We start from the raw sequence: 26,022 nt of genomic DNA, 5'->3' as shown, positions 1-26,022 counted from the left end.
TCAAGCGGATCCTGAAGATGCGACGGAACCCTGCGGTACGTTCGTCGCGTGACCTCCTCCGATGCCACCGCCCTGCACCCGCCCGTTTCCGCGCTCGAGCTTCCGCCGACCGTGGACGGCTTCACCGCGCAGTTCCTGCGCAACCTGAACTTCGACGGCGGTGTGACACTGGCCGATGCCAGCACGAACGACCGCTATCTCGCACTCGCCCGCACGGTGCGCGACTACCTGATGCTGCACGCGCTGGCCGATCAGCACCGTCAGGCCGAGGCGCAGGCCAAGGCCGTCTGCTACCTGTCCGCGGAGTATCTGCTCGGCAACCAGCTCGACAACGACCTGCTGGCCGGTGACCTGGACGGGATCGCTGCGGACGCCATGGCCGCGTGCGGCATCGACCTGGACGAACTACGTCGGCACGAGATCGAACCGGGCCTCGGCAACGGCGGCCTCGGCCGTCTCGCCGCCTGCTTCATCGACTCGCTGGCCACGCTCGGGGTGCCGAGCATCGGCTATGGGATCCGGTACGAATACGGCATCTTCCGCCAGACGTTCGAGGACGGTCAGCAGGTCGAGCAGCCCGACGCCTGGCTCACGCTCGGCGCCCCCTGGGAGCAGCCCCGTCCCGAAGCCGCGCAGACCGTGTCGTTCGGCGGCCGCACCGAGACCTTCGACGACGAAGGAACCGTCCGGTCGCGGTGGATCCCCGGATGGAACGTCAGCGCCGTGCCCTATGACTACCTCGTGCCGGGATTCCGGAACGCCCGCGTGAACACCCTGCGGCTGTGGCGTGCGAAGGCGACGGACGCCTTCGATCTGCGCATCTTCAACTCCGGCGACTACGAGCAGGCCGTGCGCGCGCAGACCTTCGCCGAGAACATCTCCAAGGTGCTCTACCCCGAGGACTCCACCCCGCAGGGCAAGGAGCTGCGCCTGCAGCAGCAGTACTTCTTCGTCGCCGCGTCGATCCGCGACTTCCTCGATCGACTGCCGGAGGACTTCGATCTCGCGCGGCTGCCCGAGCGGGTGATCTTCCAGCTCAACGACACGCACCCGGTGATCGCGGTGCCCGAGCTCATGCGCGTGCTCGTCGACGAACGCGGCATGGCCTGGGACGCCGCCTGGGCCGTGACGCAGCAGTGCTTCGCGTACACCTGTCACACGCTGTTGCCGGAGGCGCTCGAGGTCTGGCCGGTCGAGCTGCTCGGCCGTCTGCTGCCGCGGCACCTGGAGATCGTCTACCGGATCAACGAGGAGTTCCTCGCCGCCGTGCGCGCGCGGTTCGGAGGCGACGAGATGCGGATCCGCGACATGTCGATCATCGCCGAGTTCCCGGTCCGCGCCGTGCGCATGGCCTATCTCGCCACGGTGGCCGGCAGCCGGGTCAACGGCGTGGCCGAGCTGCACTCGCAGCTGCTGCGCGACAAGGTGCTGCCCGCGTTCGCCGAGTTCTTCCCCGAGAAGTTCACGAACGTGACCAACGGCGTGACTCCGCGCCGCTTCCTCCGGCTCGCGAACCCCGGCCTCTCCGCTCTCATCACCGACGCGATCGGCGACGGCTGGGTCACCGATCTGGAGCGGCTGCGCGCGCTCGAGCCCTTCGCCGAGGACGCCGCGTTCCGCGCGTCGTTCGCCGCGGTCAAAGCCGACAACAAACACCGCCTGAACGACGTGCTGCACGCGCGGGACGGAATGCGGGTCGGCGACGGCCACCTCGTGGACGTGATGGTCAAGCGCCTGCACGAGTACAAGCGGCAGCTGCTCAAGGTGCTGCACGTGGTGAGCGAGTACGAGGGCGTCGTGTCGGGCCGCATCGCGCTCGCGGACCTGCAGCCGCGCACCGTGCTCTTCGGCGCGAAGGCCGCCCCGGGGTACGCGATGGCGAAGCGGATCATCCATCTCATCAACGCGGTCGGATCCGTCGTCAACACGGATCCGCGTCTCGACGGGCGCCTCCAGGTGCTGTTCCCGCCGAACTACAACGTCACGCTCGCGGAGAGCGTGATCCCCGCAGCCGACCTCAGCGAGCAGATCTCGCTGGCCGGCAAGGAGGCCTCCGGCACCGGCAACATGAAGTTCGCACTCAACGGCGCGCTCACGATCGGCACCGACGACGGTGCGAACGTCGAGATCCGCGAACTCGTCGGCGACGACAACTTCTTCCTGTTCGGGATGAGCGAGCCCGAGGTCTCCGAGCTCGCCCTCGCCGGCTACCACTCGGCCGCGTTCTACCAGGAGGATGCGGGTCTCCGCCGTGCGATCGACCTGATCGCCTCCGGGGCGTTCTCCGGCGGCGATCGCTCGGTCTTCGAGCCCGTGGTCTCGAATCTGCTCTACGAGGACCGCTTCATGGTGCTCGCCGACTACGCCGCCTACATGGCGGCGCAGCAGCGGGTGGACGCGGCCTACGCCGACCAGGACGGCTGGACGCGCGCCGCGATCCTCAATGTCGCCCGCTGCGGCTTCTTCTCGTCCGACCGCTCGATCCGCGATTACATCGACCGGATCTGGCACACTCCGCCGACGAGCTGAGGGCGCCGCTCATCCGCCGGCGGTTCGTGCGCCACTCAGCTGGCGCATAGGGTTGCGATACAGACGTTCCACCGGAGGGAACCCCATGACAGACGAGACCACGATTGACGCGCGCAGATTCCCGCGACGCACCATCCTGAAGACCACCGCGTGGTCGATCCCGCTGGTGGTCGCTGCCGCTGCAGTGCCGCTCGCTGCCGCGAGCACGGCCACCGACCTCGTACTGGCGCCGCAGCCTGTGGGCGAAGGCATCACCGGCACGAGTCCGGACGGTCTGAGCAGCTACCAGCTCAGCTGGACCTCGCGCTACACGGCGTCCACCTCGGGCAACGTTGCGACCCCTGCCGGGGCGACGCTCGCGATCAGCTTCGATTCACGCGTTTTCGCAACATCCAGCGCGAGTATCGGGGCCGCGAGTCTGGTCCTGGCGAGCAGTTCGACTACCGGCAACGTCACGACGGCGATGTTCACCGTTCCTGATCCGATCCCGGCATCGGGCGGTTCGATCGTGATCACCATCGCCTTCGACTCAGGCGGCGCGCCCACCCCGCCGTGGTACACCGACGTACAGCCGATCTCGGTCTCGCTGCTGCCTCCTGCGGGTTACTCCGACTCGACTCCGGCGAACAACACGCACRTCTTCAGCCCCGTCTACTCCTGAGTCGGCAGCCCTGGCCGCGCCTTGCAGCCGGCTTCCTGAGAAACCGAATCCTGCATGAGACACCACGTCCGTGGTGGTTTCTCATGCAGGATTCGGTTTCTCGTCGGCACCTCTTGACAGGATCGAGATATATCGTGTTACAGTAGCGAACACGATATATCTCGATCTCCGGATCGGGATCCCTTAATTCAGGAGAACAAGACATGACCGAGAAGTGGCTCATCGCCCCGGGGCAGGAGCGCGTGATCGACATCGAGCGCGCGTCGAAGCTCAAGATCGGACTCGTCGGCGGACAGGTCGACGTCATCGCGCACGACGAGCCGGGGATCCGGATCGAGGTGCACAACGTCACGATCAAGGACCTGCGCGTCGAATCCGACGGCACCCAGATCGAGATCGATCACCCGCAGATCGGCTGGGACAACTTCCTCGAGGTGTTCCGCAACTTCGGCGCCGGCGGCCCCAAGGCCGAGATCAGCGTCGCGGTCCCCCGCGACATCGCCCTCAACCTGGGCGTGGTGAGCGCGGGAGCCCTCGTCTCCGGCCTCACCGAGGACGCTCGCCTGAACACGGTCTCCGGCGACCTCATCGTCGACACCCATATGGGCGACCTCAACATCAACACCGTCTCGGGCGATGTGCAGGTGCGGGGTCTGACCGGATCCACCACCGCGAACACCGTCTCCGGCAGCGTCGCGCTGACCGGCGAGGTCCGCAAGGCCACGATCGACAGCGTCTCCGGCGCGATGCTCATCGACGCGACCGGCGCCGTGAACACCGTCTCGCTGAACAGCGTCTCGGGCGACGCGACCGTGCGCCTGGACGAGAACCTCGCCGCGAACTACGTGGCCCGCGCGCTGAGCGGCCGCATCACGATCGACGGCGTGCCGCGCGGCTCGTCCGGTCCCTCGACCTTCACCGGATCCCGCGGTGAGCTGTCCGGATCCTTCGCCGACGTGCGGGCGAACACCGTCTCCGGCGACATCACGGTGCTGCGCCGCGACGCCGCAGAGGCTCCGGTGTCGTTCACCTCCGACGGAGAGGATCTGCTGTGAGCCCCGCGGTCTTCTCCCACGGCGACCTGCGGCTGTACCTGCTCGCGCTGCTGGCCGAGTCGCCCCAGCACGGGTACGGCATCATCCAGGCGCTGACCGACCGCACGGGGGGCACGTACACGCCGAGCGCCGGCACGATCTACCCGCGCCTCGCGAAGCTCGAGGAGGAGGGCCTTGTCTCCAAGACCGCCGACGGTCGCACCACGATCTACGCGATCACCGAGGCTGGCCGCGCCGAGCTCACCGCTCGTGAAGGCGACCTTGAGGGCATCGAGGCGGGACTGAACGACTCGGTGCGCCTCATCGCGAACGAGGTGCGCCAGAGCGTGAAGGAGGCCATGAAGAGCCTCCGTGCGGATCTGGCCGCCGCCGCCCGCGAGGAGCAGAAGGGCGCCTCCACCCCGTCCTACCGCGAAGCCTCGGCCCGCGCCGACGACCGGATCGCCAGCCGTGAGGAACTGCGCCGCGCCGACGCCTCGATCAACGAGTTCCGCGCCAGAGTGCGCGCCGACCTGCGCACGCACGTCGCGAAGGGCGGCCTGCTGCCCGCTCAGCTCGTGAGCGACCTCGACACGGCCCTCGACACGGCAGCACGCTCGGTCACCGCCGCCCTCGCGGCCGCGGGCCTCGCCCGCCCCTGACCCGCCTGACCCGTTCCTGATCCGCGCCTGACCCGCGCCTGATCCGCGAGACCGAACCTGCGTCCCGAAACCCGCGATGACATCCTCGGTCTCGGGACGCAGGTTCGGTCTCGCGGTTCCCCGGAGGGGCCGCCTACGAGCGGCGGCCCGGGCGGGCGGGCCGGCGGGTCACTCGGCCCAGGGGTCCTTCTTGTCGTCGGCGATCGGCTCTTCGAGCGGGACGACGAGGATCGGTCGGGACTGGCGATGCGAGAGGCGGGCCGCGACGGATCCGGTGAAGAACTCGCGGATCGACTCGCCGATCCCCCGGCTGCGGGTGCCGACCACGATCAGCTGCGCGTCCAGCTCGCCAGCGAGATGCTTGATCGCGAGCGCCGGATCGCCGACGAGTTGACGGGCCGTCCAGGTGAGACCGGATCCGGCCAGCACCTTCTCGACCTCGCGGCGCAGCTCCGCGAACTCCTCCGCACCGGTGTCGATGTTGAGGTCGATGGGCGCCGAATGCACCATCCCATCCGGATCCTCGAAGGTCACGAACCGGGTGACGTCGACGTGCACGACCACCAGCGCCGCCGACAGCAGGCCGGCGTAGCGGATGGCCTCGGAGAGCACACGCGGGGGCTGCCCCGGCCGCAGCGCCACGATCACGGCCTTCTGCAGCTGCGGATCCTGCAGCTCCTGATCCTCGGGGGTGGAGGCGTTGTCGCTCATCTCGTCGTTCCTTTCGGTGCGGCGGTATCGGGGACCCGTCACGGCGAGGTGAGGTGGCCCTCGTGCTATCCTGGATGCTACTCTTACCGGCCGCGAGCCGGTGCCGGAAATAGACAGCGAGCCCGTTCCGCACGCTGCTTACAGTAAGGGGGTCTCGCGCATGGGCCGTGGCCGTCAGAAGGCAAAGCACACCAAGATTGCCCGCGAACTGAAGTCGTATAGTCCGTCGGTGAACTACTCGGCGCTGGAGCGCGAGCTGGGTCACCCGGAGAACGAGGAACAGTACGTCGACAAGTGGGCGGATCAGTACACCGACGAAGACGAGGACGAGCTCGAAAAGGCCTGAGCCTCGTCGTTCGAAACCCCGCCCGAGTCCGCTCGCGGCGGGGTTCGTCGTTGTTCGGAACCGTCCCTGCCTCTCGATCGAGTCTCTCGAATCTTTTCAGAGTGCCTGAGATCGGCAAAGATGGTCGCCATGCGAACCGTGTGGATTGTGTTCAACGACGAAGAAGACAACCTCGACATCTACGGCGTCTTCGACAACGCCGATGAGGCTGCCGACTACGCGGAAGAGGTCAAGCACTTCGCGCCGAACGGGTTGAAGTATGCCGAGTATCCCGTGCCCTGGCGACTCACCGACCGATCGACGATGATCAAGATCTGAACGTGTGAATGGTCGCTGGGGCACCACTCGCCCCGGCTACGATTCGTCGAGCTCCCCGGCCCGGTTCGTTCCCGTTCCGACGCTGATCACCTGGAACGGTCCTGCGAGGATGGATCCATGCCTCACGTCGTCGCGCTCTACCGCCACCCGGTCAAGGGCTTCACGCCCGAGAAGCTGCCCGCTCTCACGGTGCAGGCGGACGGCCGGATCGCCGGAGACCGCGTGCTCGCGTTCCGCTTCGGCGATGCGGCGACCCCTGAGGAGCGCGACGGGCTGGACCACTGGCCCAAGTCGAAGGGGCTCGCTCTCGAGACCTTCCCGGGACTCGCCGCGCTGCGACTGGAGTACGACGAGACCGCGCAGCGCATGCGGATCGACCACGCCGGAGCGATGCTCGTGGAGGCGGGACTGGACCAGGACGGCCGCACCGCGCTCGTCGAGGCGGTCACGGCCTTCGTGCTCGACTCCCCTGACGGAAAGCGGCTGCAGCGCTCCGGGCGCTTGCCCCTGGCACTGGTCGGCGATGGCGAGAGCTCTCGCTTCCAGGACCGCGGACGGGGCTACGTCTCCGTGCACAGCGAGGCCAGCGTCGCAGCCCTCGGCGCCGCGCTCGCGCAGGACGTCGATGACCGCCGGTTCCGCTCGAACGTCGTGATCGGCGGCGTCGACGCGTGGGACGAACTGGACTGGCAGGGCGAGGTCACGATCGGCGACGTGCGCCTCGCCACGGCAGGACCGATCGTGCGCTGCCTCGCGACGCACGCGAACCCGGACACCGGCGAACGTGACGCGAGCGTGCTGAAGACGCTCACCGGATCCCTCGGGCAGGACGAGCCGACGCTCGGCCGCCTGCTCATCCTCCCCGGTGTGAGCGGCGCCGTCGGCGACGACGCGGGCATCGGCGGCACGATCCGCGTGGGCGACGAGGTCATCGTCGGCTGAGATCCCCGCGCGGGTGTCGACCGGGTGGTTCGAAACTCAGTCGATTCGGCCCGCGTCAGCGGCATCCACGACGGTGACAGGGCGAATCGACTGAGTTCGAGACGCAGGGGACCGGCTTCAGCCCCGCGGGGCGGCTGTGCTCGCCCTCGGATCAGCCGGCCTCCCGACGCCTCAGCCGCGCACCGGCTCCTCGCGCACGTCGATCAGCACGGCGCGCTCGGGGCGCAGCGAGGGCATGACGAGGCCGACGCCGCCGAGCGCCGCCCCGGAGAACACGCGGTCGGGCAGGCTCTGCCACGGCGCACGATGGTGCGGGTCGGTCTCGGATCCGGGATCGAGCACGTCGACCGTGTACCGGCGCGCCGGGTCGAGACCGGGGAGTCGGATGCGTCCGGCCGTCGACGTGTCCAGGATCGCGGTCTGCGCGAAGAGATAGAGCGCGCGCTCCTGCTCCGGAGCCACGACGCCGTGCACGAGGATCCGCTCGTCGGCGGTGTCCCCGCGCACCACACGGCCGGCGGCGATGAGATCCCGGTGCGCCTTGTGCAGCGCGATCCACCCGGCGAGCTCCGCACGCTCCGCCGCGGAGCAGGAGCGGATGTCCCACTCGACGCCGAGATGCCCGAACAGCGCGACCGCCGCGCGGAACGCCAGCGTATGCGTACGCCCCGTCGTGTGGGAGGTCGGCGACGCGATATGCGTGCCCATCATCTCCGGCGGCACGAGCTGGGTCGTCCAGCGGTTGATCCGCAGCCGCTCCAGGGGATCGTTGTCGTCCGACACCCAGACCCGATCGGTGCGGGCGAGGATGCCGTGATCGATCCGGCCGCCGCCGGACGAGCAGGACTCGATCTCCAGCGTCGGGTAGCGCTCCTTCAGCTCATCGATCAGGCGGTAGACGGCCGTCGTCTGCGCGTGCACGCCCGGCGCGCGCAGGATCCCGGGCCCGGTTCCCGCTCCGGAGTCGATCAGGTCGCGGTTGTGGTCCCACTTCAGATACCGGATCGGGTACTCCTCGAGCAGCGCGACCAGTGCGTCTCTGAGGTACGCGTAGCAGTCGGGATCCGAGAGGTCGAGCACCTGCTGATGACGCGCCTCCATCGGCATCCGCTCGCGCGCCCGCATGATCCACTCCGGGTGCGCCCTGGCCAGGTCGGAGTCCGGGTTCACCATCTCCGGCTCCACCCAGAGGCCGAACTCCATCCCGCGCGCGGCCACCGCGGCGATCAGCGGATGCAGCCCGTCCGGCCAGACCTCGGACGAGACCGTCCAGTCCCCGAGCCCCGCGCGGTCGTCACGGCGGGCGCCGAACCAGCCGTCGTCCAGGACGAACCGCTCGATGCCGACCTCTGCCGCGACGTCGGCGAGGGCCACCAGTGCGTCCAGGTCGTGGCCGAAGTAGACCGCCTCCCACACGTTCAGCGTGACAGGACGCGGCGCGCGCGGGTGCGCCGGCCGTGCCCGCAGCACGGCGTGGGACTGAGCGGCGAGCGCATCCAGTCCGCTTCCGTGGAAGCCGTGGATCCAGGGGCTCCGATAGGACTCGCCCTGCGCGAGCCTGACCTCACCGGGCAGCAGCAGCTCGCCGCCCCGCAGCAGCTGCACTCCTGCGGTGGTCCGTTCGAGCTCGTGCACGTGATCGCCGGACCAGCCGGTGTGCACGCCCCAGATCTCTCCGGCGGAGAAGCCGAAGCCAGTCGTGCCCGCGCACAGCAGGTGCGCCGAGCCGAGCCCTGTGCGGCCGTGCCGGTTCTCCCTGCGGTGCTGCCCGACCACCGCGCGATGCCGTTGCGGCGTGCGCTCGGCGCCCCACCGTCCGGCGAAATCCAGCACCTCGTCGGCGAGCAGCGGTACCGGAAGGGCGAGGCTCAGCTCGTCCAGCTGGTAGACCTCTGAGGCGAGGTTGCGCAGGTCCGCGCGCAGGCGCACCGCGCCGGAGGGCGCCAGCTCGATCTCCAGGCGCAGCGACAATTGCGCCTCGGCATCGAGTGCGTCCACCGTGAGCGCCCCGGCCCCCGCGCGGACGAGCTGCTCCTCCGGGCCGCCCGCCAGCGCGACGCCGTCGAGGGAGGCTCCCACGACGGTGAAGGCCGGCGACCAGGCCGCCCCCGCGCGGGAGCCGGAGATGCCAGGACGCCCGGTCCATCCCTCGGTCAGCGCGGGCACGATCGACACCGGCATCGGTTCATCGACCTCGCTGGCCGCGGCGGGGACCACTCCGGCGGCGGCGAGCGCCGCGAAGTCGCGCACGTCCGTCAGGTCGATCTCACGACCCCAGTGCAGGACGACCGGCAGCCGCCCGTCCCGCAGGTCGAGCACCAGGGAGACCCCGGCGGCGGCGAGCGCGATGCCGACGTCCCGCATCACCGTGCCGCCGCGCTGCTCGCCGGATTCCTGCACCTGTCGATCCATCGTTCCTCCCGGGACGTTCGTGGACTATTGTTTACGTTGCCATGCAAGGGACCAGAGACGGCGCGCCACGCGCATCGATCAAGGACGTCGCCCGGCGTGCGGGCGTGTCCCCGCAGACGGTGTCGCGCGTCGCCAACGGCTACGTGCATGTGCGTCCGGAGAAGCGCGAGAAGGTGCTCGCCGCGATGAAGGAGCTCGGCTACCGGCCGAACAGCGCCGCCCGCAATCTGAAGTCGGGCCGGTTCCGCAGCCTCGGCGTCGTTACCTTCAACATCACCACGCTGGGCAACGAGCGCACCCTCGAGGCGGTCGCCGAAGCAGGCGCGGCCGCGGGCTACACGACGACCCTGATCCCCGTCGCGGATCCCACGCGCCTCTCGGTGGCAGGCGCGTTCGGCCGCCTCGAAGAGCAGGCCGTCGACGGCATCATCCTGATCATGTCGGCCGAGTTCGGCTCCCCCGACGACTACACCCTCACCGCGGGGCTGCCGCTCGTGATCGTCGACTCCACGGCGACCGCCGAGCACACCCTGGTCGACACCGACCAGGAGCAGGGCGCGCGCGTGGCGATGCAGCATCTGCTCGACCTCGGGCACACCCGCATCGCGCACGTCGCGGGACCGCTCAAGTCGTTCTCGGCGCGACGTCGCGCGGACGCCTATGCGCACGTGATGCAGGAGCGCGGATTGGAGACGCCCGCCCCGCGGCGCGGCGATTGGACAGCAGCATCGGGCCGTGCGGCGGGCCGTGAGATCCTCGCGGAGAATCCCCGCCCGACCGCCGTGTTCGCCGCGAACGACCAGATGGCGCTGGGCGTCCTGCACGCCGCGCACGAGGCCGGCCTGCGCATCCCAGAAGACCTCAGCGTGATCGGGTTCGACGACAGCGACGACAGCGACAGCTACTGGCCCGCGCTGACCACCATCCACCAGCAGTTCGACGTCGTCGGACAGCGTGCGACGGAGCTGCTCATCGCGATGATCGACGGAGAGCCGCTCCCCGACAACCCGCTGATCCCGACGCGGCTCGTGGCGCGCGACAGCACCGGTCCGGCGCCGGCGCAGGCTTGACCTCACGTCAGAACTCGGTCGGGCCGAGCCGCGGCTCCGCCGTGAACCGCACGGTGGTCCGCTCCGCTCCGCGCAGCTCGAGCACCAGGATCTCGTTGCCCTCCCCGCGCAGCACGGGAGCCGGCACGTACAGCGTCTCCTGCGGCCCCCTGGCCGAATAGCGTCCGAGCGCGAAGCCATTGATCCAGACCGCGCCGGATCCCCAGCCCCGCACATCGAGGTGCAGGTCGCCGGAGGCATCCGCATCGAAGCGCCCTCCGAGCAGCACCGGACCGCCGACCGGCACCCCGGCGGGCAACGCCGCTCCCTGCGCGTCGAGCGCGGCGCGTACGTCCTCCGCGGTCAGCTCCAGAGGCGCGGCGCGCCACCCGTGCAGCTCAGCGCCGTCCAGGCGGACGGGTCCGATCAGCCCCTTGGCCTCGCCGATCCGATGGCCGTAGTTCACGCCACCCAGATGCTCGACGAGGATCGACAGCTCTCCGCCCGCGGGGACGGTCAGAACGCGATCGTGCGCCTCCCGGTCGAGGATTCCGACCGGATGGCCGTCCAGGAAGACGTGGGCGCGATCGCGGACCTCTCCCACCGTGAGGACACCGGCCTGAGGGATCGTCGTCGCATAGCGCGAGTATCCGCGCGGGGATCCGAAGACCGACGCCGCGGGGGCGATGTCGTGCGCGCTCCAGCGCTCGAGTCCGGCGTCGGCGAGCAGGACGGAGCGGTCGAGCGGCGCCTCGAGGACGCGGGCGGGGGTGCGCGGCGCCGGGCGGTCTTCCGGCACCGATGCGTGCGCGGCGATCACCTCGCGGAACCGCCAGTACTTCTCGGTGGGCGTCCCGTCCTCGGCGATCGGCGCGTCGTAGTCGTACGACGTCGCGATCGGCCGATAGACGCCCTTGTCGTTGGCGCCCGCGGTGTAGCCGAAGTTGGTGCCGCCGTGCACCATGTAGATGTTCACGCTCGCTCCCGCCGCGAGGATCGTCTCCAGCTCGGCCGCGCTGTCCGACGCCGAGGTGGTGTGATGCGGTTCCCCCCAGCTGTCGAACCAGCCGCACCAGAACTCGGAGCACATGAGCGGTCCGCTCGGCTGATGCCGGCGCAGGGCCGCCAGCCGCTCTGCCGCACGGGATCCGAACGAGGCCGTGCTGTGCAGCTCGGGCAGGGTGCCGCCTTCGAGCATGGCGTCGGTCGGCTGGTCGACGGTCGTGAGCGGCACATCGATACCGGCGGCCCTGGTCATGTCGGTGAGCGCCCAGAGGTAGACCTCGTCGGATCCGTAGGCGCCGTACTCGTTCTCGATCTGCACGAGGATCACGCCGCCGCCGTGCTGGACCTGGCGCGGCCCGACGATGTCGTACACCCGCTGCAGGTATCGCCCGACCTCGGCGAGGTAGCGCGGATCCCGCGAGCGCACCGCGATCGTGTCGTCCTCGATCAACCACTCCGGCAGCCCGCCGTTGTGCCACTCGGCGCAGATGTACGGCCCGGGCCGCACGATCGCGAACATGCCCTGCTCCTGGATCAGATCCAGGAAGCGGCCGAGGTCCAGGCCGCCCTCTGCGGTGAACTCCCCTGGGCGCTGTTCATGCGCGTTCCACGGCACGTAGGTCTCGATCGTGTTGAGCCCCATCTGACGTGCGGTGCGCAGCCGTTCCTCCCACTGGTCGGGATGGATGCGGAAGTAGTGCATCGCTCCGGAGATCACCTGGAACGGCGCTCCGTCGAGGAGGAAGTCGGTCTCGCCGATGGCGAACGTGGGCATGAGGACTCCGGAAGGGATCGAGGGTGCGGATCGGTGTCGGGAGGAGAGGTCTGACGTGAGGAGGTGCGGGGCCCACTCGTGGGGACCCCGCACCTCAGGAACCCGCTGGGACTACTTGTTGACCTGGAAGCCCTGGGCGTTGCCGTAGTCGACGAGTGTCTTCTGCCACTCCTGCAGCGCGGCGTTCAGGTCGCCCTTGGCACCGATGGCCTTGCCCACCGAGTCGCCGAAGACGTTGTTCGCGTAGCCCTGGTACGGCAGGTACTGCCAGCCGGTGATGACCGACTTCGCCGAGGCGGCGCCGATCGGGTTCGGCTTCTGGTCGCCGTAGGCCTTGAACGTCATGTTCGCCCAGTCGGAGTTGTCGAACTCCTTGACGGTCGACGGGAAGCCGTTCTTGTTGATGAGGTCGCGACCCGCGCCGTCGGCCATGAACTGGAGCACCGCTGCGGCGAGCGCCTTGTTCTTGCTCTGCTCTGTGATGCTCAGCCCGCTCCCGCCGTTCTCGGCCGATCCGGGGGTGCCGTCCCAGGTCGGCATGGGTGCGACCTGCCACTTGCCGGCACCGTGGTCGTCCATGCCGGAGATCATCCAGGAGCCCATCATCAGCGTGGCGAGCTTGTCCTGGTTCAGCGCCTTGCTCCACTCGTCCGACCAGGTGGCCAGCGGCGAGAGCTCCCCGCGCTGCAGCATTCCGCCCCAGGCATCGGCGAACTTCTTGCTGCCTGCGTCCTGCAGGTTGATCGTGACCTTCTCGCCGTCCACCGAGAACGGGTGGCCGCCGGATGCCCAGATCATGCTCGTGAAGAAGCCCGCGTCGCCGCCGGTGGCGATGTATGCGTCGGGGTCCTTCGCACGGATCGCGGCGCTGTCCTTGACGAAGTCGTCCCAGGTCTTCGGCGCCTCGGTGATCCCGGCGGACGCGTAGAGGTCCTTGTTGTAGATCATCACCATCGGCCCCGAGTCCATCGGGATGGCGACGAGCTTGCCGTTGACGTTGACCGAGTTCCAGGTCGACGCGGTGAACTGATCCTTGTCGCTGTCGAACCCGAAGGAGGTCATGTCGGCGAGCGCACCGGCCATGGTCAGCTGCGGCATGGTCTGATACTCGACCGGCACGATGTCGGGCGCGCCGGATCCGGCCTTGACGGCGTTCTGCAGCTTCGTGACGGCCGCGTCGGGGTTGTCGAGCTTGACGACCTTGATCTTCACGTTCGGGTGCTCCTTGGTGAAGGCGTCGGCCTGCACCTGGGTCGCGTCGCTCCAGGTCCACCAGGTGAGCTCGCCGCCCTTCTTGAGCGCGGCGGCGATGTCGGCCTTCGAGCCGCCGGAGGCGGCGTCGCTGCCGCTCTGGCAGCCCGCGAGGGCGCCCATCATGAGCGAGGCGGCGCCGACGACGACGGCGGCGCGCATCCAGATGTTCTTCTTCACTGCGGGGGTCCTTTCGGAGGTGATGCAGAAATGGTGGTTTCGATGGATGAGTGGTGCAGGCGTAGGGCGCTACTTGACGCTGCCGGCGGCGAGGCCGGACTGCCAGTAGCGCTGCAGGTAGAGGAAGGCGGCCGAGATCGGCAGCACGGTGAGCAGAGAACCGGTGATGACGAGCTGCGGGATCGGTGCCGTTCCGATGGACGCCGACGCAGACGCCCATTGGCTGAGACCCACGGTCAGCGGATACCACTCGGGGCTGGAGAGCATGATGAGCGGGAGGAAGTAGTTGTTCCACGTCGCCACGACCGCGAACATCAGCACCGTGATGAAGGCCGGGGCGAGCTGGCGCAACGAGATCGAGAAGAAGATCCGCAGCTCCCCCGCGCCATCCAGGCGGGCCGCCTCGATGAGCTCGTCCGGGATCGCCTCTGCCGCATAGACCCACACCAGATACAGGCCGAACGCGCTCACCAGAGACGGGATGATCACCGCCACGGGGGTGTTCGTGAGGCCGAGCTTGCTGAACAGCAGGAACTGCGGCACGGCGAGCACGGATCCGGGGATGGCGAGAGCACCGAGGATGATCGCGAACACGGCCTTGCGCCCGGGGAAGCGGTATTTCGCCAGGCCGTACCCGGCCAGGGTGGCGAGCAGCGTGGCCCCGCCCGCGCCCACCACGACGTAGAGCACCGTGTTCAGGAACCACCGGAGGAAGACTCCGTCGTCGTAGGCGAAGACATCGGCGATGTTCGTGAACAGGGAGAACTTCGGCCCGAACCACAGGCCGGACGTGTCGTAGAGATCCTGACGCGACTTGGTGGAGTTCACCACGAGCCAGAACAGTGGACCCAGGCTGTAGAGCAGCATCAGGGTCATGACGATCATCAGGGTGATCGAGGTGCGCGTGCGCCGCGCGGGGCGCCTCCCGCTCCGGCGCGAGGGCCTGCCCTGGATCCGGCCGCTGGCGAGCCGGCTCGGACGGCGGCCGGTGACGATCGCCTCGGTGCTCATCGGATCGGTGTCCATCGGCTCGGCGCCGTTCGAGGTCATGACGCTCATCACTTCTGCTCCTTCGAGCCCATGGACTGCGCGATGAACGCGATGATCATCGTGATCACGCCGGAGATGATCGCGATCGCGGCAGCGTAGTTGAACTGGGATCCGGCGAACGACAGGTTGAAGGCGTACATGTTGGGGGTGAAGTAGCTCGAGATCGAGTTCGGTGCGATCTTCTGCAGCACGGCGGGCTCGTTGAAGAGCTGGAAGCTGCCGATGATGGAGAAGATCGTCGCCACGACGATCGCACCGCGGATGGCGGGGAGCTTGATGCTGAAGACCGTGCGGAGCGCCCCGGCTCCGTCGATCTCCGCCGCCTCGTAGAGCTCCTGCGGCACCGCCTGCAGGGCGGAGAAGAAGATCAGCATGTTGTAGCCGACGAACTCCCAGGTGACGATGTTGCCGATCGCGGGGAGGATGAAGGACTCCGACAGCGGGGACGGCACGATGTCGCCGAACCAGCGGTTCAGGTCGGCGACGAGGCCGAACTGGTCGCCGTACATGTAGCCCCAGATCATGACGGCCACGACGCCGGGCACCGCGTAGGGCAGGAAGATGCTGAGCCGGTAGAACGGCACGAAGCGCAACCGCGCGCTGTCCAGGGCCAGTGCGGCGACGAGCGCGAGGATCAGCATGATCGGCACCTGCACGAGGAGGAACAGCACCACGCGCACGGTGGCGTCCCAGAACTTCGGGTCGGCGATCGCCGTGGCGTAGTTCTCCAGACCGACGAAGTGCGTGCCGCCGATCAGAGAGTCGCGGAACAGGCTGAGATAGATCGCGTAGAGCAGCGGTGCGATGAGCACCAGCGTGAACACGAGCATGAAAGGACCGACGAACCACCAGCCGGCCCAAGACCGGCGGGAACGTCGGATCCCCGTCATCGCCATCGCCATCGTTGATCACTTCCTCGTGATTGGTTGCGTTATCAAGAGCACTATAGGCACACTATGGTTACGTAAACAACTCACGATTCGGCAACGGACGTGTTGACGTCGCCAACCCGCTGGAGTTCTCRCCCTGCGACGACGCAGGGACGGCGGATGAGGCCACGGCCCCCACCCCGACCCCGAAGCGCGACCCCCGACCCCGACCCCGACCCCGACCCCGAAGGAGCCACCCGTGGTCGACACGATCCACGTCGTCTTCAAGACCCACCTCGACATCGGATTCACGGCACTCGCCCGCGACGTGGTCGCCGGGTACGCCGAGCGCTATCTGCCGCGCGCGATCGAGCTCTCCGAGGAGCTGGATCGTCGAGGCGGCGATGCCCGGTTCGTCTGGACGACGGGCTCCTGGCTGATCGACCACGTGCTTCGCGCCGGCACGCCCGCCCAGCGCGACCGGCTCGATGCGGCGGTGCGCGAAGGCCGGATCCGCTGGCACGGACTGCCGCTCACGACGCACACCGAACTGATGGATCCCTCGCTGGCCGCCTTCGCGACGTCGCTTTCCCAGGGCCTCGACGCGCGATACGGCCGCCGCACGATCGCCGCGAAGATGACAGACGTTCCCGGGCACACCATCGGGATCGTGCCCGTGCTCGCGGCAGCCGGGATCGAATACCTGCACCTCGGCGTGAACGGCGCCTCGGCGGTGCCGGACGTGCCGGAATTCTTCGTGTGGCGCGCGCCGGACGGCGCGGAGGTCGTCGTGAACTACGCGCGCTCCTACGGATCGGAGGGCCTCGACCTCGCGGTCGTGCCGGATGGATCCGACGCCCTGCACCTCGCGCACACCGGCGACAACAACGGTCCTCCCACCGCCGCCGAGGTCGAGGAGCTGTTCGCCGCCCTCGCCGCCGCGCACCCCGGAGCGCGGATCCTGGCATCGAGCCTGGACGACTTCGCCCGCGCGCTGCTCGCGCACCGTGACGCACTGCCCGTGCTGACCGAGGAGATCGGTGACACCTGGATCCACGGCGCAGGCGCGGATCCCCTGCTCACCGCGGGTCTCGGCGTGCTGCAGCGGCTGCGGACGTCGTGGCTGCGCGACGGCCTGCTGGACCCGTCGTCCGCGGAGCACCACGACCTGGGCGTCGCCCTTCTGCGCGTCGCCGAGCACACCTGGGGCGAGGATCTGAAGACGTACCTCCCGGACTACGTGAACTACGCCAAGGCCGACTTCAGGGCCGCGCGCGCCAGGGACGCCGTGGATCCCTCCGCCAATCCCGCGGACACCCGTGCCTACGACTGGGCGTGGGCCGAGCACCCGGCGCCGCATCCGCTGACCTACTCCGGATTCGAGGAGTCTTGGGCCGAGCAGCGCGCGCATCTCGACACCGCGCTGGCCGCCCTGGCACCGGAGCGCGCCGCAGAGGCACGGGTCGCGCTGGCCGCCCTGCACCCGCCGTCCACCCCGGCCGACGAACCAACCGTGTCCCACTTTCGGCCCCGCCRTGTCCCCATTTCGGCGGCAGAACAGGCCACGGAAGAGCCAGAAGTGGGACACGGTAGTTCCCCGACCCCGGCCCCGACCCCGGCCCCGGCCCCGGCCCCGGCCTCCCGGGAGGGGCGCCCCCACGCGGTCGGCGAGGAGGTGGCGCTCGGGCGGTTCGCGGTGCGGTTTGGCGCGGACGGGGCCATCGTCGGACTGCGCGATGAGAACGGCGTCGTGTGGGCCGACGCCGAGCACACTCTCGGATCCTTCCGGCATCAGACCTTCGACGAGCGCGACGAGCAGCGCTGGCTGCAGCAGTACTGCCGCGACCTCGCGCACACGGGTGTCTGGGCCATCCCCGACCAGGCGAGCCCCGGTCTCGCGATCGCCGAGACGCTGCCCGCCCGAGTCACCGCCCCCGAGGTGCAGAGCCTGCGGACCGGCACGGGCGACGACGGCGCCGGCACGGCGATCGTCGAGCTGACGCTCCCGGAGGAGCTCGTCGCGGAGACGGGTGCTCCGGCGCGGATCAGGGTCGAGTACCTGTTCCCGCAGGGGCAGGGACCGATCCGGATCCTGCTGGACGTGTGCGGGCGCGAGGCGTCCCGGCTGCCGGAGGCGAGCTGGTTCGGCTTCCGGCCGACGTCCAACGTCCGATCGGCCGACGGTGCGTGGACGCTGCGCAAACTCGGCTTGCCCGTGGATCCGCGTCGCGTGGTGAGCCGCGGCAACCGCACTCTGCACGCCGCGACCGCGGCGGAGCGGGACGGATCCGCCCCGGTGCGGCTGCGCACGATCGATGCGCCGCTCATCGCGGTCGGGGCTCCTGCCCTGCTGAGCTTCGAGGATGTAATCCCGGATCCGTCCGACGGCTTCGCGGTGAATCTGCACAACAACGTGTGGGGCACCAACTTCCGGATGTGGTTCGATGACGATCTGCGCTACCGATTCGAGCTCGACCTCGGCGGTGCCGACGAGCCGAGCGAGGAGATCCGATGAGCGACTCACCCGTGACGACGCCGCTCGTGATCATGGCCCCGCGCACGGACGGGTTCGAGGCCCTGTGGGGAGTGGACCGGCTCTGCCGCGGGTGGCTCGAGTGGCGAACGGAGGACGGATCCGGCCTCTCGCGCTCCGACGCCTTCGGCATGGTGCCGCAGAGCGACGCGGTCATCCGCGTCCGCGTGGACGGTCGGCTGCCCGGATCCTCGGTCCGGGTTCGCGCCGTGACCGCGCCGGTGGACGAGCCGGGAGTGGAGCACGTCAGCGCGTGGCGGACGGTCCGTCTGCCGGATCCACGCGCCGCGAGCGCGCATCTCGCCGTCTGGAACGACACCCATCAGCACCCCGAAACCCTCGCCGCCCTTGACGCCTGCACCCCCGCGGTGGACCTGCTCGTCTGGAACGGCGATCTCGGCAACAACTGGGAATCCGGCCTGGACGAGATCGTGCGCACGGTGCTCGCACCGGCGGGTCTCGACATCAGTGCGGACCGCGCGCTGGCCGTAGCCGTCGGCAATCACGACGTCCGCGGGCGCTGGGCCCATCGCCTCCGCGACGTCGTGGCGAGCCCGGACGGACGTCCCTATTGTGCGGGCCGCATCGGCCCCGTCGCATACGTGCTGCTGCACACCGGCGAGGACAAGCCGGACGCGCATCCGACGTTCGAGGGGCGCGTCGCCCTCGAGGACCTCCGCGCCGCGCAGACCGCCTGGCTGGCCGAGGCGCTGCAGGATCCCGAGATCCGGGACGCGCCCTACCGTGTCGTGTTCTGCCACATCCCGCTGCGCTGGACCGACGAGAGCGCCGTCGACTACGACGCCGAGGGCTACGACTGGTTCAGCGCGGCCGGCCGCGATGCCTGGGACCAGAGTCTGCGGCACTGGGGTGCGCAGGTGATCGTCTCCGGGCACACGCACGGGCGCGCCTGGATCCCCTCCGACGCGCGTTTCCCTTATGCGCAGCTCATCAGCGGCGGGCCGGATCCCGACCCGGCGGCCGAGGAGGCTGCGTCCTGGGTCGAGATCACGGCCGACGAGCACTCCCTGCGGCTGACCATGCGCACGCTCGATGGTGCGGTCGTCGTTGAGGAGGACATCCGCCCGGCTCCGGTCGCGGATCGCGGCCGGTGAACGGTCGACCGGCGCGGTCGCCCGTCGCTCTCATTGCGTACGCCGTGGGCTGCGGCGATCTCGGCCGATGCGGGGCCCACTCGGGCTCGATGCCGGGCACAGAACTGCCGTTGGTTCGCCCGTATGCGAAGCACAGCCCGCCGTGCGCGTGGGAGCGGGGCTACTTCTGCAGGGAGAACTCGATCGTGCCCCCTGCAGTGCCGGAAGCGTCGACCGTGACTCGCACGCCCTGCGATGTGCGCACGACGGCGACGCGGTCCGCATCCCTCCCCTTCACGCGCGTGACGGGCGTGTCCGCGATGTCGAGCACCACAGTCATGCCGGCCTGGGTCGGCTCGCTCACAGACACCCGGATCATCCCGGGGTTCTTGCGCAGGATCACGCACGCGGCGCGGTCGACCGTGAGGTCGCCGACGCTGCCCGCTTTCCAGAAGGCGGCGGCGGTGACGTGCGCCGAAGGCTGGATCGCCTGCGCCGTCTCGTCATTGCGCAGCACCCTCACCGGCGGGGACGATGCCAGCGCGGCGGTCGCCGCGGCGTTGGCGCCGGGGTGCACCAGATAGGCGTAGCCTCCGCCCGCGCTCGGGCCCGTGCCGTGCGAGAGGCTCAGCGTGGCATAGGACCGGCGCTGGACGACGGCCGTCCCGGTGGCTGTCCCGGTGTTGTTGCGCTGCCAGGTACCCTCGCGAACGGCGACCTCGGCGGTGACGGCGGCGGTGCCGTCGAGGAAGACATAGCCGCCGACGCCGCCCAGATGGGCCCAGTGGGCGCCCGCGATCGCCGTCGAGGCCGTGACATCCTGGCCGTCGACGAGGAGCCGCCGCGGCGACGATCCGAGATTGCGGTGCTCGACGACCGTCTGCACCTCCGCGGCACTACCGGTCGAGATGCCGGCGCCGAGCGCGACGATCGCATCGGGGAGCGCGAACCAGACCTTGCGCGCCACGAGCCCCGTGCCGCCCGGCGCGACGAGATGYATCGCCGCCAGCGCGGTGTCCTCGAACGTCACGCCACCGGTCCACTCGTTCTGCGGCGTGCGCTCGCCCCACTCGCCTTCGGGATCGTCGGGCAGCGGCGTGAGGTCCACCGTGGTCCCGGGCGGCGCCGTGAGGTCGGAGGTGGACCAGAACTCGTCGTCGAAGGCGTCCTCCTGTCCGCGCAGATACAGATACGTCATGCCCTGGCTGGTCTTGACGCCTCGGAAGTTCTCCGCGGCGGTGCCCTCGTGCCACGCGATCCGGTTCGAGCACATCGCGACGCACAGTGCCCAGGATCCGTCCGCCGACCGGTGCACGAGGCGGTCCATCGCCGGGAAGAGGCGAGGACCGGTGGGATCCGGCACGGCGGGGGTCGTCGAGTTCATCAGCTCGGTCACGAGGGAAAGCCGCACGATGTTGGTCGTCGCGGTGATCTCCGCGGCCGAGTCTCCCTCGATCCACTGCCGACACAGCCCTCTCCAGCGCTGCGCCGTCTGCGCGTCGGCGGACTGGGCGAGACGCAGTACGTACTCGATCAGGTTGTCGCCGTCGTCGATGCTCCGCTCCGCGAAGCGGGAGACCGCACGGCCGCGCACGGCGTCCATCATCTGACCCCGGAACATCAGCGGAGCGAACGAGCCCTCGATCACGCCGGTGATGTTGCTCCGGCTGGGATCCGTGATGTCGAACGAGGTGCCCGCCAGCAGGGCGAACAGCTTGGCGAGGCCGCCGAGCAGCACGAGGCCATACGTGCCGGTGTAGCCGATCGTGGAGTGCTGGATGAACGACCCGTCGCGGAAGAAGCCGTTCCCCTCGGTGACGTACTGCCAGGTGTCGCTCAGCGCCGCGACGGCGCTGTGCAGCAGCTCGGCGTCGGGCTGCACGATGGAGCGCACGATGATGCCCTGGCAGATGTCGACACGGTTGGCGCCGTCCGAGGGCTTCGGACCCGTCGGGTGCAGCTGCATGCGCGGATCCCGGCCCGGCAGGAAGTGGTCGATCGCGGCGCAGTAGGCGTCGATCTCGGACTGCGTCAGTTGGTCGTGCAGGATCGCCATCGCGTTCGACAGCGGCTGCGGCGCGCCGATCGACCACGACCACCAGTTGCCCCACCACGTGGTTCCCGTGTTGTAGATCTGCGTGTGCAGGTGCGCGAGACCCCGGAGGGCGGCGTCCAGGACCGTCGAGGATCCCTCGTGCCTTGACCCGGGTGTGGCCCACGACACGGCGAGGGTCTGGATGCCGACATAGTTCATCCGCATCGAGTTCGACCGCGCGAGATCGGTCGGGCCGATCGCCCAGTCCTGATCCGAGAAGTAGCGCGTCGCGCCCGGGCTCACCTTCGCAAGGAGGGCGTCGGTCTGCGCGTCCTGGCGAGAGATCGCCGAGGCGAAAACCGCCGGCGAGCCGGCCACGATGGAGCGCCCGGTCAGCGTCTCCACCCATCGCTGGCGCAGCGCCTCGAGTTCGGGGACTCCGACGGCGAGCGGCCGGACCGATGCGCCGGCCGCCAGCGGGCGGGACAGATCGGCGAAGAGGGCGGTGGCCGCGGCGAGGCCGCCGAGCCGGAGCACAGTGCGGCGTGAGGGGGTGAACATACGATCTCCTTCGGTCGTTGCCAGCGACGCTAGGAGAGCACCGGGTGAGGAATAAACGTTGATTCCTCACGTTTCGTGCCCGTTGACTTGTGGCACCCCCGTCGACTCCCGACGGGGCGTGAAGGGAGGACCCGTGGCCACGTCGCCCGACATCCTCGTCGTGATGGCGGATCAGTTCCGTGCTGCGGCGATCGACCCTCTCGGAGGGGATCCGGTCGCGACTCCGCATCTCGACCGTCTCGCCGCGGCGGGCTGCCTCGTGCGACAGGCGGTCAGCTCGTATCCGGTGTGCAGTCCGCACCGCGCCATGTTCCTCACGGGTCGACGACCCGCCGAGAACGGAGTCACGCTCAACGTGCACTCCGAATCGGCGCAGGACGGCGTGGGGCTGCGCGACGGGCTGCCGACCTGGGCGAGCCTGCTCCGCGATCACGGCTACCGGACGGGCTACATCGGCAAATGGCACCTCGAGCCGCCGGTTCCGGACGACGAGCTGCACGGGGAGGGACGGCGTGACGATGGCAAGGTCTGGGACGCGTGGTCGCCGCCCGAACGCCGATTCGGTTTCGACTTCTGGTACTCCTACGGCGCCGCGGATCGTCATCTCGCCCCGCATTACTGGACGAGCCGGGCCCCTCGAGACGCGCGCATCGACGTGGGCCGCTGGTCGGCCGAGCACGAGGTGGACGTCGCCCTCGAGTTCCTGGCGGAGAAGCAGGACACGCCCTCCGCGCTGATGGTGTCGCTGAACCCGCCGCATCAGCCCTTCGATCAGGTCCCCGAGCGATACCGTCGCCGCTACGCCGCTCTCCCCGCCGACGAACTGCTCGTGCGGCCGAACGTGCCGCAGGACGCGGCCGTCGCCGCCGAAGCGGCGACCATCGCGCGGGACTACTTCGCCGCGATCACCGGAGTCGACGAGCAGATCGGGCGGCTCGTCGCGGCCGTTGCCGAGTCGGCGCGACCCACTGTCCTGCTCTTCACCTCGGACCACGGCATGCAGCTGGGCAGCCACGGGCTGCTCTACAAGAACGTCGCCTATGAGGAATCGATGCGGCTTCCTCTCATCGTGCACGCCCCTGGCCGGATCCCGCCGGGCGTCTGCGATGCGACCGTCGGATCGCTGGACTTCGCGCCGACGATTCTGGGGTTGGCCGGGTTCCCGGACGATGCGGCGGCCCTGCCGGGCATCGACCGGTCGCCTCAGCTGCGGGGAGAGGCGGCCGCCGCGGACGACGCCGTCGTCTATTACCGCTATGCCTCGCGTTCGGATCCGGGCAGCGCCCGAGGCCTGCGGACGCCGCGGGAGAAGGTCGTCGCGACCGTCGGCTCAGAGACGGAGCTGCTCGTCGACTACTTCGACCTCGACGCGGATCCGTACGAGATGGACAGCCATCCGGAGTCGACCGCGGCGCGGGCGCTGGCGCGGCGGCTCGTCCACGTACTCCGTGCGGAGGACGACGACTGGACCGGCCTCGAGGAGCTGAGGCTGTTCTCGGCAGGATGAGCCGCGTGCGGCTCAGGCCGTGCCGACGTTTGCCCCGTCCCACCCAGGCGGGGCGAACGCTCCCAGCGGGTCGTCACCGAGGGGTGCGAGCTGACCCGCGCCGAACACAGGAAGGGCGGCGCCGTCCACGTCGGGCTCGGCGTGAGTGGCGAACCATCCGTGCATCCGCCGGCGCAGGACGCCGATCTCATCGGCGCTGGCCGGGTCCCCCACGAGATTGCGCCGCTCCCCCGGATCCGCGTCCAGGTCGTAGAACTCGTGCGGTCCATAGGGAAACCGATGCACGTACTTGCGATGCTCGGTGCGGATCATCCGGACCGGGCCGAACTCGCTGTGCACCACCACGGCGCGCTCCGGCTCGACCTCCGTCTGCTCCGTCTGCTCTTCCGGGGTCTCGCGCAGTCGGGCGGCGAAGCTCCTGCCCGGCCCCGCCTCGAACGCGGTGCCGTCGATGCCGGCGAGGTCGAGGAGGGTCGCGGCGAAGTCGTAGGCGCTGAGCAGATCGTCGACGACCTTGCCCTGCGCGACCCGCCCCGGTGCGGCCACCAGGAACGGCACCAGCACCGACTCGTCGTACATGTTCATCGGGAAGGTGCCGTTGCCCTTGCCCCAGATCCCGTGATGGCCGCAGTTGAACCCGTTGTCGCTGAGGAACACGACGATCGTGTCCTGCTCCAGTCCATGCGCGCGCAGGCGATCCAGCACGCGCCCGATCGCGGCATCCATCGCGCTCACCGCTGCGAAGTAGCCGATGAGCGCCTCCCTGGTATCCGGTTCGCCACCGATCGGCGCACCGCCGAGATGCCGCATCCACGGATGCGGCTCCTCCTGTGGGCAGCTCTCGAACGTGCAGTCCTGGTACAGCGCGGTGAACTCGTCGGGATGCTGGCCCGCGAAGGGCTTGTGCGGCGCCGTGAAATTGACGGCGAGGAAGAACGGATCCGGCCGGCCCGCCTCGTCATCCAGGAAGTGGATCGCATCGTCGGCGATCGCGTCGGTGAGGTAGCCCGTCGCGGTCTCCGGCGTCGCGCCGCGGAGCATCGGCGCCTCCCGATACGGGCTGCCCCCTCCCTGCAGCGCATACCAGTGCACGAATCCGCGCCGGGGCACGTCGCTCGCGCCCAGGTGCCACTTGCCGGAGAGTCCCAGGCGGTAGCCGGCGTCGGCGAGGGCGTCAGTGAACGCGGGGACCTCGGCCAGGTAGTCGACGCTGTGCGGACCGGTGTGTGGTCCGTCGAGGTAGTCGTGCACGCCGTGCCCGGACGGGATCCGCCCGGTGAGCAGCGATGCTCGGGCGGGCGAGCACACCGGGGAGGCGCAGAAGAACCGGTCCAGCCGGACGCCACCCGCCGCGAGGCCGTCGAGGACCGGGGTGCGGATCTCGTGATTTCCGGCCGCGCCGAGCGCCCACGCACCCTGGTCATCGCTCATGAAGACGATGATGTGCGGGCGGTCGGCGCGGCGCTGCGGAGAGGGACCGGTCATGAGGCGGCGGGGACGGGGAGCGGAGCGGACGTCGTGGAGGTCCGCGCCGAACGATAGCCGGCGAGGATCAGCTCCACGACGTGGCGGGCGTGCGCGATCGGGACCGCGGGCTCCGCGCCGTCGATCACGTCGAGGAAGTCGGCGAGCTGCGCGGTGAAGCCGGTCTGGATATCGTCCGCTGCGGGCGTGTGCAGGATCCGGGTCGCGCCGTCGATCCGCACCGACGCGCCCGCGCGCGGATCAGCCTCGACGGTGCCGCGCTCGCAGACCACGGTGAGGAGGTCCCCACGGGTCGGCGGATCGCTCACGATGGAGATGGCGACCTCGACGCCGTTCTCCAGCTGCAGCCGAAGAACGCCGTCCGTCTCGACCGGAGACCCGAATCGGTGGGCCACCGCTGCGGAGATCTGCGACGCCCTGGCGCCGCCGAACCGCAGAGAGCGATCCAGGCAATGCGCGCCGATGTTGAAGAGGGCCCCGCCGCCGGCGATCTCCCGGTCGAAGAACCACGGTGAGCGAGTGCCCGGCCGGTAGTCGGTGCTGCGGTTGTCGCGGATCATCAGCACGTCGCCAAGCTCGCCCGAAGCGATGAGACGGTTCGCCGCGACCTTGTCCGGCAGGAAATGCTGGATGTGGCCCACGGCGAGCGCCACACCGGCGTCGCGGCACGCGGATGCCATGAGATCGCAGTCCTCGAGCGTCGTCGCCATCGGCTTTTCCACGAGCACGTGCTTTCCCGCGCGCGCGGCGTCGACGGTGATCGGCAGGTGCAGGGCGTGCGGGGTGTTCACGATGACGGCGTCGACCACGTCCTCATCGAGCATCCGGCGATGGTCGGTGAAGATGCGGGCACCCGGCGCGAGCGCGGAGGCCCTCCGTGCGGCGCCCTCGTCGAGATCGCACACGGCCGTCATCGCCGCGCCGGCCAGCGACCTGGCCGCGTTCATGTGGAACGGCGCGACGGCGCCCGCTCCGATCAAACCGATGCGCATACTTCTCCTCTGGTGCTTGCG

General features: G+C 69.5%; 20 protein-coding genes. 11 read left to right on the top strand and 9 right to left on the bottom strand.

Translation table 11 applies throughout. The features are described from left to right. Window positions 1-48: 48 nt before the first annotated feature. From AC1DG4_RS10730 to AC1DG4_RS10715, 4 genes are all read left to right on the top strand, one after another. Window positions 49-2,529, top strand: coding sequence for a glycogen/starch/alpha-glucan phosphorylase (locus AC1DG4_RS10730; protein ID WP_477381413.1), 2,481 nt, complete (start codon window positions 49-51; stop codon window positions 2,527-2,529). An 85-nt stretch (window positions 2,530-2,614) separates the two neighbouring features. Further along, window positions 2,615-3,190, top strand: coding sequence for a hypothetical protein (locus tag AC1DG4_RS10725; RefSeq protein ID WP_477421230.1), 576 nt, complete (start codon window positions 2,615-2,617; stop codon window positions 3,188-3,190). 203 nt (window positions 3,191-3,393) lie between these two features. Next, window positions 3,394-4,245 (top strand): DUF4097 family beta strand repeat-containing protein, encoded by an 852-nt coding sequence (locus AC1DG4_RS10720; RefSeq protein WP_477381410.1) that lies wholly within the window; start codon window positions 3,394-3,396, stop codon window positions 4,243-4,245. Continuing rightward, window positions 4,242-4,886 (top strand): PadR family transcriptional regulator, encoded by a 645-nt coding sequence (locus AC1DG4_RS10715; protein ID WP_477381409.1) that lies wholly within the window; start codon window positions 4,242-4,244, stop codon window positions 4,884-4,886. Before AC1DG4_RS10720 ends, AC1DG4_RS10715 begins: the two co-directional genes overlap by 4 nt. A gap of 168 nt (window positions 4,887-5,054) precedes the next feature. Here AC1DG4_RS10715 and AC1DG4_RS10710 read toward each other — a convergent pair whose 3' ends face one another. Next, window positions 5,055-5,597, bottom strand: coding sequence for a universal stress protein (locus tag AC1DG4_RS10710; RefSeq protein ID WP_477381407.1), 543 nt, complete (start codon window positions 5,595-5,597; stop codon window positions 5,055-5,057). Between the two features lie 160 nt (window positions 5,598-5,757). Between AC1DG4_RS10710 and AC1DG4_RS10705 the strand changes: the two genes are divergently transcribed. The 3 genes from AC1DG4_RS10705 (at window position 5,758) to AC1DG4_RS10695 (ending at window position 7,203) form a co-directional block, all read left to right on the top strand. Next, on the top strand, window positions 5,758-5,943 hold the full coding sequence (locus AC1DG4_RS10705) for a DUF3073 domain-containing protein (protein ID WP_477381405.1): 186 nt from the start codon (window positions 5,758-5,760) through the stop codon (window positions 5,941-5,943). Between the two features lie 129 nt (window positions 5,944-6,072). Continuing rightward, window positions 6,073-6,261, top strand: a complete 189-nt coding sequence (locus tag AC1DG4_RS10700) for a hypothetical protein (protein WP_477381403.1) — start codon at window positions 6,073-6,075, stop codon at window positions 6,259-6,261. Window positions 6,262-6,378: 117 nt separating this feature from the next. Next, window positions 6,379-7,203 carry an MOSC domain-containing protein gene (locus tag AC1DG4_RS10695; RefSeq protein WP_477381401.1) on the top strand — a complete coding sequence of 275 codons (825 nt, stop codon included), beginning with the start codon at window positions 6,379-6,381 and terminating at the stop codon, window positions 7,201-7,203. A 171-nt stretch (window positions 7,204-7,374) separates the two neighbouring features. Here the strand turns inward: AC1DG4_RS10695 and AC1DG4_RS10690 are convergent, their stop codons facing one another. Next, window positions 7,375-9,615 carry an alpha-galactosidase gene (locus AC1DG4_RS10690; RefSeq protein ID WP_477381399.1) on the bottom strand — a complete coding sequence of 747 codons (2,241 nt, stop codon included), beginning with the start codon at window positions 9,613-9,615 and terminating at the stop codon, window positions 7,375-7,377. 41 nt (window positions 9,616-9,656) lie between these two features. On the opposite strand from AC1DG4_RS10690, the gene AC1DG4_RS10685 reads away from it, so the two are divergent. Continuing rightward, window positions 9,657-10,685 (top strand): LacI family DNA-binding transcriptional regulator, encoded by a 1,029-nt coding sequence (locus AC1DG4_RS10685; RefSeq protein WP_477381397.1) that lies wholly within the window; start codon window positions 9,657-9,659, stop codon window positions 10,683-10,685. Window positions 10,686-10,692: 7 nt separating this feature from the next. Here AC1DG4_RS10685 and AC1DG4_RS10680 read toward each other — a convergent pair whose 3' ends face one another. From AC1DG4_RS10680 to AC1DG4_RS10665, 4 genes are all read right to left on the bottom strand, one after another. Next, window positions 10,693-12,444 carry a glycoside hydrolase family 35 protein gene (locus AC1DG4_RS10680; protein ID WP_477381395.1) on the bottom strand — a complete coding sequence of 584 codons (1,752 nt, stop codon included), beginning with the start codon at window positions 12,442-12,444 and terminating at the stop codon, window positions 10,693-10,695. A 111-nt stretch (window positions 12,445-12,555) separates the two neighbouring features. Continuing rightward, the gene (locus tag AC1DG4_RS10675; protein ID WP_477381393.1) at window positions 12,556-13,875 is read right to left on the bottom strand and encodes an ABC transporter substrate-binding protein; all 1,320 of its coding nucleotides are present in this window, start codon (window positions 13,873-13,875) and stop codon (window positions 12,556-12,558) included. A gap of 69 nt (window positions 13,876-13,944) precedes the next feature. Continuing rightward, the gene (locus AC1DG4_RS10670) at window positions 13,945-14,925 is read right to left on the bottom strand and encodes a carbohydrate ABC transporter permease (RefSeq protein WP_477381490.1); all 981 of its coding nucleotides are present in this window, start codon (window positions 14,923-14,925) and stop codon (window positions 13,945-13,947) included. A gap of 8 nt (window positions 14,926-14,933) precedes the next feature. After that, window positions 14,934-15,821, bottom strand: a complete 888-nt coding sequence (locus tag AC1DG4_RS10665) for a carbohydrate ABC transporter permease (RefSeq protein WP_477381391.1) — start codon at window positions 15,819-15,821, stop codon at window positions 14,934-14,936. 232 nt (window positions 15,822-16,053) lie between these two features. Between AC1DG4_RS10665 and AC1DG4_RS10660 the strand changes: the two genes are divergently transcribed. After that, a complete protein-coding gene (locus AC1DG4_RS10660) occupies window positions 16,054-18,309 on the top strand; it encodes a DUF5054 domain-containing protein (RefSeq protein WP_477421229.1) in 2,256 nt (751 codons plus the stop codon). Further along, window positions 18,306-19,442 (top strand): metallophosphoesterase family protein, encoded by a 1,137-nt coding sequence (locus AC1DG4_RS10655; RefSeq protein WP_477381387.1) that lies wholly within the window; start codon window positions 18,306-18,308, stop codon window positions 19,440-19,442. Before AC1DG4_RS10660 ends, AC1DG4_RS10655 begins: the two co-directional genes overlap by 4 nt. Window positions 19,443-19,602: 160 nt before the next feature. Here AC1DG4_RS10655 and AC1DG4_RS10650 read toward each other — a convergent pair whose 3' ends face one another. Next, on the bottom strand, window positions 19,603-22,017 hold the full coding sequence (locus AC1DG4_RS10650) for a polysaccharide lyase 8 family protein (RefSeq protein WP_477421228.1): 2,415 nt from the start codon (window positions 22,015-22,017) through the stop codon (window positions 19,603-19,605). A 133-nt stretch (window positions 22,018-22,150) separates the two neighbouring features. On the opposite strand from AC1DG4_RS10650, the gene AC1DG4_RS10645 reads away from it, so the two are divergent. After that, window positions 22,151-23,524 (top strand): sulfatase family protein, encoded by a 1,374-nt coding sequence (locus tag AC1DG4_RS10645; protein WP_477381383.1) that lies wholly within the window; start codon window positions 22,151-22,153, stop codon window positions 23,522-23,524. A 12-nt stretch (window positions 23,525-23,536) separates the two neighbouring features. On the opposite strand, the gene AC1DG4_RS10640 is transcribed toward AC1DG4_RS10645, so the two are convergent. Together AC1DG4_RS10640 and AC1DG4_RS10635 are read right to left on the bottom strand one after the other, a co-directional pair. Continuing rightward, a complete protein-coding gene (locus AC1DG4_RS10640) occupies window positions 23,537-25,009 on the bottom strand; it encodes a sulfatase-like hydrolase/transferase (protein ID WP_477381381.1) in 1,473 nt (490 codons plus the stop codon). Next, window positions 25,006-26,001 (bottom strand): Gfo/Idh/MocA family protein, encoded by a 996-nt coding sequence (locus tag AC1DG4_RS10635; RefSeq protein ID WP_477381379.1) that lies wholly within the window; start codon window positions 25,999-26,001, stop codon window positions 25,006-25,008. The genes AC1DG4_RS10640 and AC1DG4_RS10635 overlap by 4 nt, the downstream gene beginning before the upstream one ends. Window positions 26,002-26,022 lie beyond the last annotated feature (21 nt).

The organism is Microbacterium sp. 05N427, from assembly GCF_056397105.1.
The sequence above is the reverse complement of the archived record's forward strand: the minus strand, read 5'-3'. Positions and strand labels throughout refer to the sequence as shown.

What these genes read in the sequence shown, in the direction of transcription:
- AC1DG4_RS10640 (WP_477381381.1), bottom strand. Translation starts at nt 25,009, where the DNA reads ATGACCGGTCCCTCTCCGCAGCGCCGCGCCGACCGCCCGCACATCATC.
- AC1DG4_RS10665 (WP_477381391.1), bottom strand. Translation starts at nt 15,821, where the DNA reads ATGGCGATGACGGGGATCCGACGTTCCCGCCGGTCTTGGGCCGGCTGG.
- AC1DG4_RS10720 (WP_477381410.1), top strand. Translation starts at nt 3,394, where the DNA reads ATGACCGAGAAGTGGCTCATCGCCCCGGGGCAGGAGCGCGTGATCGAC.
- AC1DG4_RS10655 (WP_477381387.1), top strand. Translation starts at nt 18,306, where the DNA reads ATGAGCGACTCACCCGTGACGACGCCGCTCGTGATCATGGCCCCGCGC.
- AC1DG4_RS10705 (WP_477381405.1), top strand. Translation starts at nt 5,758, where the DNA reads ATGGGCCGTGGCCGTCAGAAGGCAAAGCACACCAAGATTGCCCGCGAA.
- AC1DG4_RS10680 (WP_477381395.1), bottom strand. Translation starts at nt 12,444, where the DNA reads ATGCCCACGTTCGCCATCGGCGAGACCGACTTCCTCCTCGACGGAGCG.
- AC1DG4_RS10635 (WP_477381379.1), bottom strand. Translation starts at nt 26,001, where the DNA reads ATGCGCATCGGTTTGATCGGAGCGGGCGCCGTCGCGCCGTTCCACATG.
- AC1DG4_RS10690 (WP_477381399.1), bottom strand. Translation starts at nt 9,615, where the DNA reads ATGGATCGACAGGTGCAGGAATCCGGCGAGCAGCGCGGCGGCACGGTG.
- AC1DG4_RS10700 (WP_477381403.1), top strand. Translation starts at nt 6,073, where the DNA reads ATGCGAACCGTGTGGATTGTGTTCAACGACGAAGAAGACAACCTCGAC.
- AC1DG4_RS10695 (WP_477381401.1), top strand. Translation starts at nt 6,379, where the DNA reads ATGCCTCACGTCGTCGCGCTCTACCGCCACCCGGTCAAGGGCTTCACG.
- AC1DG4_RS10685 (WP_477381397.1), top strand. Translation starts at nt 9,657, where the DNA reads ATGCAAGGGACCAGAGACGGCGCGCCACGCGCATCGATCAAGGACGTC.
- AC1DG4_RS10670 (WP_477381490.1), bottom strand. Translation starts at nt 14,925, where the DNA reads ATGACCTCGAACGGCGCCGAGCCGATGGACACCGATCCGATGAGCACC.
- AC1DG4_RS10710 (WP_477381407.1), bottom strand. Translation starts at nt 5,597, where the DNA reads ATGAGCGACAACGCCTCCACCCCCGAGGATCAGGAGCTGCAGGATCCG.